The organism is Sulfuriferula thiophila (genome assembly GCF_003864975.1).
GTDB lineage: Bacteria > Pseudomonadota > Gammaproteobacteria > Burkholderiales > Sulfuriferulaceae > Sulfuriferula > Sulfuriferula thiophila.
Window position 1 is genome coordinate 127544 of the sequence record NZ_BHGL01000006.1, and the last position, 15118, is coordinate 142661.

Annotated in this window: 13 protein-coding genes; 9 read left to right on the plus strand and 4 right to left on the minus strand. The window is 53.3% G+C overall.

Annotated features, from left to right (window positions below):
- Window positions 1–87 precede the first annotated feature (87 nt).
- The 7 genes from EJE49_RS03080 to gabT all read left to right on the plus strand — a co-directional run bounded on the left by EJE49_RS03080 (window position 88) and on the right by gabT (window position 8527).
- A complete protein-coding gene (locus EJE49_RS03080) occupies window positions 88–1206 on the plus strand; it encodes a polyamine ABC transporter substrate-binding protein (RefSeq protein WP_124948937.1) in 1119 nt (372 codons plus the stop codon).
- Window positions 1207–1304: 98 nt separating this feature from the next.
- Window positions 1305–2420, plus strand: coding sequence for an ABC transporter ATP-binding protein (locus tag EJE49_RS03085; RefSeq protein WP_124948938.1), 1116 nt, complete (start codon window positions 1305–1307; stop codon window positions 2418–2420).
- On the plus strand, window positions 2417–3334 hold the full coding sequence (locus EJE49_RS03090) for an ABC transporter permease (protein ID WP_124948939.1): 918 nt from the start codon (window positions 2417–2419) through the stop codon (window positions 3332–3334). Before EJE49_RS03085 ends, EJE49_RS03090 begins: the two co-directional genes overlap by 4 nt.
- Window positions 3331–4170 carry an ABC transporter permease gene (locus tag EJE49_RS03095; RefSeq protein WP_124948940.1) on the plus strand — a complete coding sequence of 280 codons (840 nt, stop codon included), beginning with the start codon at window positions 3331–3333 and terminating at the stop codon, window positions 4168–4170. Before EJE49_RS03090 ends, EJE49_RS03095 begins: the two co-directional genes overlap by 4 nt.
- Window positions 4171–4190: 20 nt before the next feature.
- Entirely contained in the window at window positions 4191–5651 is a 1461-nt protein-coding gene (locus EJE49_RS03100) for an NAD-dependent succinate-semialdehyde dehydrogenase (protein ID WP_189941647.1), read from the plus strand.
- Between the two features lie 66 nt (window positions 5652–5717).
- Window positions 5718–7205, plus strand: coding sequence for an aldehyde dehydrogenase (locus tag EJE49_RS03105; protein WP_124948941.1), 1488 nt, complete (start codon window positions 5718–5720; stop codon window positions 7203–7205).
- Between the two features lie 23 nt (window positions 7206–7228).
- Window positions 7229–8527, plus strand: coding sequence for a 4-aminobutyrate--2-oxoglutarate transaminase (gene gabT / locus EJE49_RS03110; RefSeq protein WP_124948942.1), 1299 nt, complete (start codon window positions 7229–7231; stop codon window positions 8525–8527).
- Window positions 8528–8646: 119 nt separating this feature from the next.
- Here the strand turns inward: gabT and EJE49_RS03115 are convergent, their stop codons facing one another.
- The 4 genes from EJE49_RS03115 to EJE49_RS03130 all read right to left on the minus strand — a co-directional run bounded on the left by EJE49_RS03115 (window position 8647) and on the right by EJE49_RS03130 (window position 12666).
- Complete coding sequence (locus EJE49_RS03115) at window positions 8647–9243, minus strand: c-type cytochrome (RefSeq protein ID WP_124948943.1); 597 nt, start codon at window positions 9241–9243, stop codon at window positions 8647–8649.
- Between the two features lie 83 nt (window positions 9244–9326).
- Window positions 9327–10313 carry a copper resistance protein B gene (locus tag EJE49_RS03120; RefSeq protein WP_189941649.1) on the minus strand — a complete coding sequence of 329 codons (987 nt, stop codon included), beginning with the start codon at window positions 10311–10313 and terminating at the stop codon, window positions 9327–9329.
- A 30-nt stretch (window positions 10314–10343) separates the two neighbouring features.
- Window positions 10344–12188: a copper resistance system multicopper oxidase gene (locus EJE49_RS03125; protein WP_124948945.1), complete on the minus strand. Its 1845-nt coding sequence runs from the start codon at window positions 12186–12188 to the stop codon at window positions 10344–10346.
- Between the two features lie 181 nt (window positions 12189–12369).
- Window positions 12370–12666 (minus strand): hypothetical protein, encoded by a 297-nt coding sequence (locus tag EJE49_RS03130; protein WP_124948946.1) that lies wholly within the window; start codon window positions 12664–12666, stop codon window positions 12370–12372.
- A gap of 217 nt (window positions 12667–12883) precedes the next feature.
- Between EJE49_RS03130 and EJE49_RS03135 the strand changes: the two genes are divergently transcribed.
- Both EJE49_RS03135 and EJE49_RS03140 read left to right on the plus strand, forming a co-directional pair.
- Complete coding sequence (locus tag EJE49_RS03135) at window positions 12884–13561, plus strand: heavy metal response regulator transcription factor (RefSeq protein ID WP_124948947.1); 678 nt, start codon at window positions 12884–12886, stop codon at window positions 13559–13561.
- On the plus strand, window positions 13558–14979 hold the full coding sequence (locus EJE49_RS03140; protein WP_223246722.1) for a heavy metal sensor histidine kinase: 1422 nt from the start codon (window positions 13558–13560) through the stop codon (window positions 14977–14979). The genes EJE49_RS03135 and EJE49_RS03140 overlap by 4 nt, the downstream gene beginning before the upstream one ends.
- Window positions 14980–15118 lie beyond the last annotated feature (139 nt).

Genomic DNA, 15118 nt, shown 5'->3' on the forward strand with positions numbered 1-15118 from the left:
GCAGTTGCGTCAAAAGCTGACCTGCTCAAGTAATCCATACTTGCATGGATTTTTTAATTTTTTTACTTAACTGTAAGGAGTTTTATTATGAAATCACCGTTCAAAAAGCGATTGGCAGGCGTGCTGGCGGCCGTTATGGTCTCGGCAGGTCTGGTTTCTACTGCTTGGGCTGGCGAAGAAAAAGTGCTTAATATCTATAACTGGTCGGATTATATTGCACCCGACACCATTAAGAATTTTGAAAAAGAAACCGGTATCAAAGTGCGCTATGACGTATTTGATAGCAACGAGATTCTGCATGCCAAGCTGATCGCCAAAAAGACGGGTTACGATATCGTTGTCCCGTCTTCAAACTGGGCAAAACTGCAAATTGAAGGCGGACTGTTCCAGAAGCTGGATAAATCCAAGCTGACTAACTATGGCAATCTGGATACAGGTCTGCTCAAACAGTTAGCCAAGGTAGATCCGGGTAATCAATATCTGATCGACTGGATGTGGAGTTACAACACCGTCGGTATTAACGTCGACAAGGTCAAAAAAGCCTTGGGCACGACCCCTATGCCGGACAATGTCTGGGAGCTGATATTTAATCCTAAATACGCCGATAAACTCAAAACTTGCGGTATCACGTTCCTCGATACAGCGGCCGATGTGTTCCCCGCTGCACTGCATTACATGGGTAAAGATCCGTACAGCAACAATGCCGCAGATTACACCGCAGCATACGACATGATGAAAAAGATCCGGCCTGATATCAAACGTTTCAACTCGGGCGGGCAGATTGATGCGCTGGCAAGTGGTTCTATCTGCGCGGCGTATGGATGGGCGGGTGACTTCAATCTGGCGCGTAAAAAGTCGATTGAAAATAAATCCCCGCAGAACATTGTCGCACTGGTGCCGAAAAATGGTGGTCTGATGTTTATGGATACCATGGCCATTCCAGCAGATGCACCGCATCCGGGCAATGCGCTCAAATTCATGAATTATGTGCTGCAGCCCAAAGTCGTAGCGGAGATTACCAACACCGTGACTTATGCCAACCCGAATCGGGCGGCGACACCATTTGTTGATGCCGAAATCCGCAATAATAAATCCATTTTCCTGTCGGATGAGGATATTGCCAAGTTAGTTGCGCCGGGTACTGTGAATAATGATACCCGTCGCACCATGACGCGCTTGTTCACACGCTTTAAATCAGGTCTGTAATTCGCGGTAAGGTCGAGACTGCGCCTGCTGTTGTATTCAGTGGGCGCAGTATCAGACGCATTCAAAATATGTTCAGGTAGTTTGTTTCAGGGGGATTTATGGCAACAGCACCAAAAGCCAAGGCAGTGCGGAAAGATTTACTGCGTGTCGAGGGGCTTACCAAGATTTTTGACGGTACGGTCAAGGCAGTAGATAACGTCTCGCTGACGGTGGCAACAGGTGAAATATTCGCGCTGTTAGGTGGCTCTGGTTGCGGTAAATCAACATTGTTACGCATGCTGGCTGGATTTGAAACGCCCACACAAGGGAAAATATTTTTGGCGGGGCAGGATATCACGCACCTGCCGCCGTATCAGCGTCCAATCAACATGATGTTCCAGTCATACGCGTTATTTCCGCATTTGAGTGTTTGGGACAACATTGCGTTTGGTTTGCGGCGGGACGGCATGGCTAAAGCGGATGTTGCTGAACGTGTCGAGTCCATGCTGAGCCTGGTTCAGCTGAATAAGTTCGCCAAACGCAAGCCGCATCAACTGTCAGGTGGACAGCAGCAGCGTGTTGCGCTGGCGCGCAGTCTGGCGAAGCGTCCCAAGCTGTTGCTGCTGGATGAGCCGTTGGGTGCGCTGGATAAAAAACTGCGGGAAAAAACCCAGTTTGAATTGGTTAATATTATCGAAGAAGTCGGTGTGACGTGCGTGCTGGTAACGCATGATCAGGAAGAGGCAATGACCATGGCTTCACGCATCGCCGTGATGAGTGAAGGCTATTTCCTGCAAGTGGGTTCGCCGGATGCGGTCTATGAAATACCCAATAGCCGTCAGGTGGCCGATTTTATTGGCAATGTAAATATGTTTGAAGGCGTGCTGGAAGAAGACGAACCCGACCATGTCACCGTACGCAGTGTCGAGTGTATGCATTATGTCGGACATGGTATCAGTGGTACGACAGGCATGGCGGTAGGCGTTGCATTACGGCCGGAAAAGATACTGCTGTCCAAGGAGCGCCCCACGGGTGACTATAACTGGTGCGAAGGTGAAGTAATCGAGATCGCCTATTTTGGCGCCTATACGACTTATCACCTGCAGCTGGCCAGCGGCATGATTTTAAAAGCGCAGGAGCTTAACAGTACGCGGGATTTAAGTTGCGGTCTGACCTGGGGTGACCGTGCTTATGCGAGCTGGCATGAACTGGCGATGGTGGTGCTGACGCAATGAAAGCAAAAGTGACGGATATATATAGCAACTTGCGGCGTTATATTAATGGTCGTCAGTTGGTGATAGGCATCCCTTATCTCTGGTTTGTGATACTGGCACTGATACCGCTGCTGATCATACTCAAAATCAGTCTGTCAGAAATGGAAACCACGGAGGTTTCCAATATGTTTACAGCAGGTGGTGGCTGGCTCACCATCAAATTGAATTTTTCCAACTATCTGTTTCTAGGCACTGATCCGCTGTATTTTGACACCTTCGTGTCTTCCATTAAATACGCACTGGCTACCACGGTGATTTGTCTGGTCATCGCGTATCCGTTTGCGTATTTCATGGCGCGATCCCCCGCACATTTGCAGCCTATGCTGCTGATGCTCATCATGTTGCCGTTCTGGACTTCGTTTCTGATCCGCATTTATGCCTGGAAAACGCTGCTGGTGAGTGATGGCGTATTTAACAACATATTGATATCGCTGGGTCTGATAGATACGCCATTGCAGATCATGAACACCTCGACTTCGCTGATGATAGGCATGGTGTATTCCTACCTGCCGTTCATGATATTGCCGCTGTATGCCAATTTATCCAAACTCGATATGCGTTATCTGGAAGCGGCTGCAGACCTGGGGGCCAGCCCGTTCAAAACCTTCTGGCTGATTACTGTGCCGCTGTCCAAGGCCGGGATCATTGCAGGCTCGATGCTGGTATTCATCCCTGCCTTGGGCGAGTACGTGATTCCCGAGCTGCTGGGTGGCTCGGATACATTGATGATAGGTCGCGTACTGTGGGATGAATTCTTCAGCAATAACGACTGGGCGATGGCATCTGCTGTAGCCGTGGTGATGATCTTGTTGATCTTGTTGCCGATGGCGATATTCAACAAATATCAGGCGGATCAGACGGAGGCGCACCGATGAATAGCAAATTCGGCAGAATCTGGCTGATAGCGGTCTACGTGTTTTTATACCTGCCTATCGTTACGCTGGTGATTTATTCATTCAACGCCTCCCCGTTGGTCACGGTGTGGAGTCACGTCAGCCTGAAATGGTACGCTGCGCTGGCGGCGGATGATGATTTAATCAGTGCCGTGGGCTTGTCTCTCAGGGTCGCTTTCTATTCAGCGCTGATTTCGGTGTTATTTGGTACGTTCACCGCCTTTGTGCTGAACCGTTATCGTCGCTTTGCGGGACGTACTCTGCTGACATCCATGTCCAGTGCGCCATTGGTGATGCCTGACGTCATCGTGGGTTTGTCATTGTTATTGATGCTGGTCTCGCTGCAGAACTGGCTGGGTTTCCCTGAGCGCGGCTTGTTCACTATACTGTTGGGGCATGCCTTGTTGGGGACGGCCTATGCTGCAGTTGTTATCCGTGCGCGCTTGCGTGAAATGGATGGCACGCTGGATGAAGCCGCGATGGATCTTGGCTGTAAACCATTCCAGGTATTTCGTTTAGTTACCCTGCCACTGTTAACGCCGGCTTTGGTATCTGCTTTCCTGCTGACTTTCACGCTGTCGTTCGACGACGTGGTGTTGTCATCGTTCCTGTCCGGCCCCGGTTATTCCACTCTGCCTATGGTGATTTTCTCACGGGCACGGTTAGGGTTGAATCCATCGATTAACGCGGCTGCCACTGTGATGATTGCAACAGTAACAATAGCGGTGGTGGCATTCAGTCTTTATCAGTCACGGATTTCGAGGCAGCGTCAGCGCGAAATTGCATTGGCTTACAGTGAAAGCAATCAAACGCTTTAAGTCTTCTAATTGAGTAAATCATGATATTAAATTTAAATTATCCGGCCTTGCTCAAGCAGAACAGCACGTTACTTGCCGGCCTGTGGGTAGCCGCAGACTCAGGCGAGAGTTTTGCCGTACATAATCCTGCAACGGGGGAAGAGTTTGCACGCGTGCCGCGCATGGGGCGTGTTGAAACCGAGCGTGCCATTGCCGCTGCTGCTGTGGCGCAGAAACAGTGGCGCACATTGACTGCCAAAGACAGGTCGGCACGTCTGAAAACATGGTTTGCGCTGATCATGCAGCATCAGGAAGATCTGGCGCGGATACTGACCGCAGAACAAGGCAAGCCACTGGCCGAGGCGCGTGGTGAAATTGCCTATGGTGCCAGTTTCATCGAGTGGTTTGCCGAAGAGGCCAAGCGCGTTTATGGCGAGGTGATACCTGCGCCACTTGGCGATCGCCGGTTGCTGGTATTGAAGCAGCCCATCGGTGTCACCGCTGCGATTACGCCGTGGAATTTCCCTACTGCAATGATTACGCGCAAGGCTGCACCAGCGCTAGCTGCTGGTTGCGCCATGATCGTCAAGCCCGCCGAGCAGACGCCGCTGTCAGCATTGGCACTGGCCGTACTGGCCGAAGAGGCTGGCATACCGAGTGGCGTGTTTCAGGTGATTACCGGTGATGCGCGTGAAATTGGTGCCGCCATTTGCGAGAGCCCGGTAGTGACCAAGCTGTCATTTACCGGATCGACCGAAGTCGGCCGCATCCTGATGCGGCAGAGCGCGGATACGATCAAGAAGCTGTCACTGGAACTGGGCGGCAATGCGCCGTTTATCGTGTTCGACGATGCGGATCTGGACGCTGCCGTGGAAGGTGCCATTGCCAGCAAATACCGCAATGCCGGCCAGACTTGCGTGTGTGCCAACCGGTTATTTGTGCAGGACGGCGTATTTGACGTCTTCGCGCAGAAACTGGCCGACCGCGTCGCGCAATTGCAAGTAGGCGATGGCTTTACCGATGGCGTCACGCAAGGACCACTGATTGACGATGCCGCGCTGGCCAAAGTGGAAAGTCACGTCGCTGATGCGATTGCCAAGGGTGCACGACTGGTATCCGGCGGCAAGCGTCATGTGCTGGGCGGTACATTCTATGAACCCACCGTGCTGGCTGACGTCAGCGCTGATGCGCTGGTGTTCGGCGAGGAAACGTTTGGCCCGGTCGCGCCGCTGTTCCGCTTCAAGACCGATGATGAAGTTATCGAACTGGCCAATCGTACTGAGTTCGGACTGGCTTCCTACTTTTTCAGCCGCGATATCGGCCGTATCTGGCGCGTAGCCGAGGCGCTCGAATATGGCATGGTCGGCGTCAATACCGGCGTCATCTCCAATGAGGTAGCGCCGTTCGGCGGCGTCAAGCAGTCGGGTCTGGGCCGTGAAGGGTCGCATCACGGCATGGATGAATATCTGGAAATCAAGTATGTCGCCATGGCTGGACTGTAAGTTTAGCCAGCGAAAAACCCGGGCTGGATTGTGACTCTGGTCTGAGCCAAAACCGAGGAAGTGAAAATGACTACAATCGACTGGCACGTCCGTGCCGCAGCATTAACTATTGATGGTCGCGCGCTGATTAATGGTCAGCGTGTAAATGCCGCAGATGGCGCCACGTATGAGTGCATGTCGCCGATAGACGGCCGCAAGCTGGCGAGTGTGGCGCGTTGTCAGGCAGCCGATATCGACCTGGCCGTGGCTGCCGCGCGTGCCGCATTCGAGGACAGGCGCTGGGCGGGTAAATCGCCGGGCGAGCGTAAACGTACCATGATCCGTTTTGCCGATCTGGTGATGGCCAACCGCGAGGAACTGGCGCTGCTGGAAACGCTGGATATGGGCAAGCCCATCACGGCCAGCATGAATACCGACGTGCCCAGCACTGCCAATACGCTGCGCTGGTTCGGCGAAGCTATCGACAAGGTGTACGACGAAATTGCGCCCACCGATGGCAATACCCTGGCGCTGATCACCCGCGAGGCGATCGGCGTGGTCGCCGCCATCGTGCCGTGGAATTATCCGTTGCTGATGGCGTCGTGGAAAATCGCACCGGCGCTGGTGGCCGGCAACAGCGTGGTGCTGAAGCCTTCGGAAAAATCGCCGCTGACCGCGCTGCGTCTGGGTGACCTTGCGCTAGAAGCCGGCATACCCGCTGGTGTGTTCAATGTGGTGCCGGGTTACGGCGCAGAAGCCGGTTCGCCTATGGCTTTGCACATGGATGTCGACTGCATCGCCTTTACCGGCTCGACCGCCGTTGGCAAGAAGATTCAGATCATGGCCGGCGAGAGCAACCTCAAACGTGCCTGGTGCGAACTGGGTGGCAAGTCGCCCAATATCGTGTTTGCCGATTGCCCCGATCTGGACAAAGCGGTGGCCGCTGCCGCGGGTTCGATATTCTACAATCAGGGTGAGAGCTGCAATGCGCCGTCGCGGCTGCTGGTCGAGCGTTCCATCCGTGACGAGTTCGTGGAAAAGCTGAAACAACGTTCACCCAAACACATGCCAGGCGACCCGCTTGATCCGAATACCCGGATGGGCGCACTGGTCGATCAGGGGCAGATGGATAACGTGCTCAAATATATCGCTGCCGGCAAGCAGCAGGGCGCCAAGCTGTGCTGTGGCGGCGAGCGCGTGCGTACCGAGTCCGGCGGTTATTACGTGGCACCGACTATTTTCGATAACGTCACCAACGACATGATTATCGCCAGCGAGGAAATCTTCGGTCCGGTGCTGTCCATCATCACTTTCGATACGCAGGAAGAAGCAATCCGCATCGCCAACGATACCAGCTACGGCCTCGCCGCCGCGGTGTGGACGCGCGACATTTCCCGCGCGCATCTGGTGGCGCGTGCGCTGCGCGCAGGTACGGTACACGTCAACAGTTACGATGAGGACGATATTACCGTGCCGTTTGGCGGCTTCAAGCAGTCCGGCAACGGTCGCGACAAATCGCTGCATGCGCTGGAAAAATACACTGAACTCAAAACTACATGGATCAGCCTCGCCTGATTCGGCGAGCAAGGAGTAGCAGCATGACAGTAAAAACAACGGACCCAATCAGCAACGCAGACCTGCACCAGCGCCGTCTTGCCGCTACCCCGCGCGGTATCGGTGTGATGGCCGGATTCTATATCGACCGTGCCCTGAATGCTGAAGTGTGGGATGTTGAAGGCCAGCGTTATATCGACTTCGCCGGCGGCATTGCCGTGCTCAATACTGGCCATCGCCATCCGCGCATGGTGGAGGCCATTGAGGAGCAGCTCAAGCGCTTCACTCATACCTGTTATCAGGTGCTGCCGTACGAGAGCTATGTCACGCTGGCCGAGCGCATTAACGCGCTGACGCCGGGTAATTACCCTAAAAAGACTGCTTTTTTTTCCAGCGGCGCAGAGGCCGTGGAGAATGCGATCAAGATTGCCCGCGCCAGTACCGGCCGTTCCGGCATCATCGCCTTTTCCGGTGGCTTTCACGGTCGTACCATGATGGGCTGTGCGCTCACCGGCAAAGTGGTGCCGTACAAGGTTGGCTTCGGGCCGTTCCCGTCCGAGATCTACCATGTGCCGTTTCCGATGGCGCTGCATGGCGTCAGTGTCGACGACGCGCTGTATGCGATACAGACATTGTTCAAGGCCGATGTCGATTCGCAGCGCGTCGCGGCGATCATCATCGAACCAGTGCAGGGTGAGGGCGGTTTCTATGTCGCGCCGCCGGAATTGATGCGCGCCTTGCGCCAGATTTGTGATCAGCACGGCATCCTGCTGATTTTTGACGAAGTGCAGACTGGCTTTGGTCGCACAGGCAAGCTGTTCGCTGCTGAACATTACGACGTGCTGCCCGACATCATGACCATCGCCAAGAGCATGGCTGGGGGCATGACATTATCAGCAGTGTGCGGCAAGGCTGAAGTGATGGATGGCCCGTTGCCGGGCGGGCTGGGCGGCACCTACGCCGGCAATCCGCTGGCGATAGCGGCATCGCATGCGGTGATCGACATCATCGAGCAGGAGCAACTGGTAGACCGTTCCAATGTGCTCGGGCAGAAATTAACCGCGTTCCTGCAGGCTGCTCAAGCGACCGTACCGGCTTTAAAAGAAGTGCGCGGGCTGGGCTCGATGATCGCCGCCGAATTCATAGACCCGGCCAGCGGCGAGCCTTCACCCGATGCGGTAAAGCGCGTGCAGCAGGCGGCACTGGAAAAGGGGTTGATCCTGCTTACCTGTGGCGTCTACGGTAACGTGATGCGTTTCCTCTATCCGTTGACCACGGAAGACGCGATTTTTGATGAAGCGCTGGCCATACTTGGGCGGGCTTTGGCAAAGGCGGGCGCTTGAACATCCTGGTAATTATGGCGGATGTGGGACAACGCCCGGCCAGGATGGCATGGTGATCAGTTACAGCAATCGATTTACCTGCTGTCGCTGACGCTACGCAGCATCCCGGCCGGGGTGGGTCAATGTTTGGTATGCTGATGGCCGCCAGTGTGCGTGTGGCTATCAGGCGTTGCTGGCATGGTTGCATTGTCCATTGGCCCCATATCTTCGTCTGGCGGGGCCTGGGCGACGATCGCTTTGTATTGCGCTTCTGTCATTCCCGGCATTTGTTGCAAGAATGCCACCATGCTCCAGATCGTTTCGTCGTCGTGGCTCATGCCCCAGGCTGGCATCGCGCTCATTTTAAGGCCGTGCTTAATGACCCAGAACGCCTCGCGCGGATCTACTTTAGCCAGACTCAGGTTAGGTGGCAAAGGGTAGAGTCCCGGACGTAATTCGGAATCTTTCATACCCGGGGCCAGATGGCAGCTGGTACACATAGCGGCGTACTGACCGGCACCCTTCAGGATGAGTTCCGAGTCCTGAAGATTGGCAGGTACTTTGATCTCTTCTGAGTGGTGTTCAATAGCGCGTTCACGCGTAGCTTCCATCAGTGCGTATGTGAGTTTCCAGTGCGGACTGTCAGCACCGGGATTGTATATGCCAGACCATATAAATGCCCCAGCGCCCAGTGCGAGCACCAGTAACGTTGCCAGCACTATTTTTAGAGTATTCATGATTATCCTTTTTAATTGCGTAACGAATCTATTTTGGTGTTGCTGTTTATTTAACTGTTTGCGTAATACTTAGCTAATGCGTGTTAAAACCATATACGCGCACCCGCTACCAGTTGCAGATCATGTGTGGCGTCACTACTGGTTCGTGCAATATCTGCAGTTTTACCGTATTTCTGGATATATTCAATACCCACATAGGGGGCAAATTCACGACGGACTTCGAAACGAATGCGTAAACCCACTGACGTATCCGCTAGTCCGGCGCCAATGCCACGATCCAGGTCATCCTTGCTGTACAGATTGGCATCGATTTCAGGGGTCAGGATCAAGCGCTGTGTCAGCAGCAGGTCATAAGAGGTTTTCAGGCGCACGGCGGCACGGCCTTCTGTTCCTGCATAGGCTGTTGCTTCCACATCAAACTTATAGGGGGCGAGGCCTTGTATGCCAAAAGCAGCCCAGTCTCGCGCTGGGCCAGTACCAAAGTCATGACGCAGGCCTGTTACTACATCCCAGTATGGCGCAAAAGTATGACCCCATAGTAATTCAGCGTCAGCTTCCTGGACTTTGCCTTTGGCGCGCTGACCTTCGCTGCGTATCCACAGTTTGTTCAGGTCGTAGCCGATGCGAAAACGCCCGTCCCATACCATGCTGTCAGCCTGGTCGCCATGCACATACTCCAGCTTGTCGAGCAGGAGTTTGGTGATGAGTGGGTTGTCTTCCATATTCATGGTTGCCATGCCGATATCGTAAGCGTGGTACGACTTGCCTGCTGAGCCATCGCTGCTCGGCAGGCTGCCTACTGGCGGGGCTGATTGTTCATGGGCGTGCTGCATTTCAGGCGCAGGTTGCTTATGGTCGTGCTGTTTGTTACTGGTGCCGGTAGTGTGCTTTGCCGGCATGTGCTCCATTTTTTTCATGGAGTCTGCATCCATGCCACTCATGCTTGAGTCGGGCGTTGTCGTGTCCTGCGCGGGCATAGGCATCGACATCGAATCCTGAGCATAGACGGCTCCGCTTAGCGGGGACAGCGTACACAATAATATCTGTGCTAACGGCTTGAGGTTTTTCATTACGATGATCTCCATTGTTTCACGCACACATTAAGCGACTACGACGGCGCGGAACATGCCGCCTTCCATGTGGTAGAGCATGTGGCAGTGATAAGCCCAGTTGCCGCGAGCATCTGCACTTACCCGATAACTGACGCGATGCCCGGGCGCTACGCTGATGGTGTGCTTGCGTACCTGAAAGCGCCCATCAGGCGATTCGAGTTCGCTCCACATGCCATGCAAGTGAATTGGGTGGTGCATCATGGTGTCGTTTATCAGTACGATGCGCAGACGTTCGCCATAATGAAACAATATCGGTTCGGCTTCGGAGTAGGGGACGCCGTTGAAAGACCACATATAACGATCCATATTCCCCGTTAGATGCAGCTCTATCTCGCGTGTCGGATTGCGTGGATCGAGCGCGCCACCCACCGTATGCAGGTCGGCATAGGTCAGTACCCGTCGTCCGTTATCGCGCAGACCCACGCCGGGATCATCCAGTCGTGTTGATACCTGATCCGCACGGGTGGAATTGGATGGGCCATATTCGGTGGCAGCATGATGTTTTACGGGCACATCGCCGCCTGCTGCTGCCGTAGCTTTTGCATCGGACTTGGCTGAACCCGACATATCCATGCCAGGCATGTCCATCCCAGCATGCATATCCATACCTTGCATGCTAGTAGAACCAGACATATCCATACCCTTCATGCTGCCTGACCCAGACATATCCATCCCTGGCATATCGCCCATGGCCATGCCCATGTCTGACATGCCAAGCAGGGGAACGGGGTCGAGCTTGGGAATTTCGGCGCGCATTCCGATACGCGGCGCCAAGGTTGCCAGCGCGTAGCCGGAACGATCCAGCGCCTGTGCGAACACTGTGTAAGCCTGATCTTGTGTCGGCTCAACGATCACATCGTAAGTTTCCGCTACGCCTATACGGAATTCATCAATGCTGACCGGTTTTACATATTGCCCGTCGGCAGCGACCACGGTCATTTTCAAGCCGGGAATACGTACATCGAAATAGGTCATTGACGAACCGTTGATAAAACGCAACAGGATTTTCTCGCCGGGCTTGAACAGGCCAGTCCAGTTTCCCGCCGGAGTTTGACCATTGGTGAGGAAGGTATACGTGGCGCCGCTTACGTCGGACAGGTCACGCGGGCTCATGCGCATTTTGTCCCATGATAGGCGTGTAGCGAGCGCGCTAGACCAGCCTACCTTCTTGGCGTCCTGTATCAAATCGCCAACAGTGGGGCGCACATAGTTGTAGTAATCGCTCATCTGCTTGAGATGCTTGAAGACCTGGGCGGGGTCTTCATCCGTCCAGTCCGACAGCATCACGACATGATCGCGATCATAGGTATAAGGTGCGGGTTCGCGCGGCTCAATGACTATGGGGCCATAGAGTCCGGTCTGCTCCTGAAAGCCCGAGTGACTGTGATACCAGTAAGTGCCGGACTGATGTACATCGAACTGGTAAACATAGGTTTCCCCCGGCGCGATGCCGTTAAAACTGAGGCCGGGCACACCATCCATGGGTGCCGGCAGGATGATGCCATGCCAGTGTATGGAACTCGGTACCGACATGCGATTGGTTACCCGCAGGGTAATACGATCTCCTTCGCGCCAGCGCAGTAGCGGGGCGGGTACCTGGCCATTTACTGTGGTCGCCATGCGCGGGGTGCCAGTGAAGTTAACCGGTGACTCAACAAGGTCAAGCGTAAACTCGGTGCCACTGAGGGTCGCAGCCTGGGTTTGGCCGGTCGAAGCCCAGGCAGGGTTTTGCCACAGACCCGTGCTTATCAATGCACCGCCTGCGACAAGCCCTTCAACAAAGCGACGGCGAGATGGGCTCGCTGGCAGATCTTTGGGAGTCGTATTTTTCATAAGAAATCCTTGGTATGCGAAGCATGAGTTGGTATTATTTTTTGCCATAGCTACGGAAAAATTTACGGCAGCGAGCACATTGCCGTTAGCCGTAAATTTTCGGATTATTGCTGCAAATGAGTATAGCGCCGTACATAATTATAACCAACTCATTGTATTGCCGTGATATTGTTAATGAATCTTAATGTTTGTGATCTTCCGGTTTCCCTTCTGATGTCACCGGTTTTGCCTCTGATTTCATTGGTTGATGGCTGTGGCTACCCATCATTTTTTTCATAGCGGCAGGGTCCATATTGCCATCCTGATGCATATTTTTCATGGCATCCATACCATTACCCATGTTGCCTTGGCCCATGTCCATTTTATTACTCATATCCATCGGCGCTGTTGCATTTGTGCCCATCTCTTGTGCATAGGCAGGTGCAGCAACAATAATTACGCTAGCCAATAGTAAGCTATAAACTTTATTCATTTTCATGATTTTTCCTTTTTCAATGTGAGTGCGTTACAAAATAGGATTCATTGGTAACTGGCTTGCAGTGTTTAAACGCTGCAATGTCAGCATGTCGACAAAACCGATTATTCGTTTGTCTGTGAATACAGCATGCGCTATGGATGGCGACAAAGTGCTTACGTGATGATTACAAATTTGTAACCTTTCACTCCGCGTTGGTAAAAGCAGCGATAATATCCCCATGAAAATATTAATTGTCGAAGATGAACTGAAAACAGGTACCTACCTGAAACAAGGACTCTCCGAGGCTGGATTTATTACCGATCTTGCTGTCAATGGGGTGGATGGGCAGCATCTGGCGCTGACCGAAGCATTTGATTTGATTATTCTGGATGTCATGCTTCCGGGAATTAATGGCTGGGATGTGTTGTCCGCGATCCGGGCTGCCGGTAAAAGCATGCCTGTATTGTTCCTGACAGCGCGCGACCAGGTAGATGACCGGGTCAAAGGGCTGGAGCTGGGGGCCGATGATTATCTGGTAAAGCCGTTTGCATTTTCCGAATTGCTGGCGCGCGTACGCACCTTGCTGCGGCGGGGAAAGATGGTTGAGCCGGATACACTGGTAATCGCTGATCTTGAGCTGAATCTTATCCGTCGACGCGCCAACAGGGGAGGTCAGCGTATTGATTTGACGGCCAAGGAGTTCGTGCTGCTGACGCTGTTTCTGCAGCATCAGGGTGAAGTTCTGTCGCGCACGTTAATCGCTTCCCAAGTATGGGATATGAATTTCGATAGTGACACCAATGTAGTGGAGGTTGCCATCCGTCGCCTGCGCGCGAAGGTTGACGACGACTTCGAGCTCAAACTTATCCATACGGTACGGGGCATGGGATATGTCATGGAGTTGCGAGACAGATGATGTTGAACCGCTCGATCACCTATCGTCTAGCATTGCAGTTTGCCTTGGCCACCATGCTTTTGCTGGCTGGGATAGGCTATTTCCTGAATCGTTCTGTCGAGTCGCATCTGGCGGATATGGACTGGAGTGAAATCCATGGCAAATGGGAATTGACCCGGAATTTGATCAATGAAGTCCGTACGCCTGCTGATTTAGCTGCATTTCCTCAGTTGCTGGATGGCGCGCTAGTGGGGCATCCGGATCTGTTCGTGACCGTCCGGGATCAAACCGGGCGGCTATTGTTTGCCACTGCCGGCTTTGCTTTTCCAAAGCAGTTTGCAGCAGTGAATACAGACCCCCACCCGACATTCTCTACTATGCTCACTTGGCATGATGGAGAGCACATGTTCCGCGGCATTCGGACTAAGCTTGCCTCCGGCCTGGCTGGACACCCCGGGTTTACAGTTGCCATTGCGCTGAAAACTGACGAGCACCGACACTTTCTCGACCATTTTCACAGCTTGCTGCTGACTGCTCTGGTGTTCGGCATGGCTTCCGCGGCTGCGCTTGGCTGGTTCATCGCCAAACGCGGGCTTTTGCCTGTGCGAGACATGGCCGCTGTAGCGCGCAATATTTCTGTCAGTCACTTGGGGGAGCGTTTGCGTCTCGAAAGCGTACCGCTGGAGTTGCGTGATTTGGCGATCGCTTTCAATGGCATGCTATCGCGGCTGGAAGATTCGTTTCACCGGCTTACGGATTTTTCCTCGGACATTGCCCATGAACTACGTACGCCCATCAATAACCTCATGGTTCAGTCACAAGTGGCGCTGTCCCAGGCTAGAAGCACAGAACAGTATCAGGATGTGATAGCGTCCAATCTGGAGGAGTTCGATCGTCTGGCGCGGATGATTGCTGACATGCTATTCCTGGCTAAAGCAGACAACGGCTTAATGGTGGCAGGACGAGAAAAGATCGATCTCGCAGCAGAGATTGAACGTCTGGCAGAGTTTTTTGGCCTCTTCGCCGAAGATAGAGGCGTCGCTATTGTCACCACGGGCGAGGGAAGCGTAATCGGTGACCGTATCATGCTGCAGCGTGCTATCGCTAATTTGCTGTCCAATGCGATTACTCATACCGCGCCCGGTGGCAAGGTGCTTATTCGACTTGTGAAGGAAGGCACGTTGCAACGGATTGAGATAGCGAACCCAGGTAAGGCAATACCGTCCGAACAACTGGAAAGAATTTTCGATCGTTTTTACCGCCTGGATCCTGCCCGCGGAACCGCGCTGGATGGCGTGGGGCTGGGTCTGGCTATCACTAAATCGATCGTTGAGGCGCACAAAGGTCACATTGAGGTTACTTCGGACAATCATGCAACGGTTTTTGCGATTACACTGCCGATAGCTTTCGAAATCAAGCTTCCAGAAGCTGCAAGCTAAATCGGTGCTGGACGCAGCATACAACGTTTACGCATGGTATTTTGCAAGTTTGCAGCACCAGACCCGATATAATTCAGTATATTTACTGCATGTGCTGTATAATTATGCAACTGATTTAATTGATTAATTGATTGCCGCC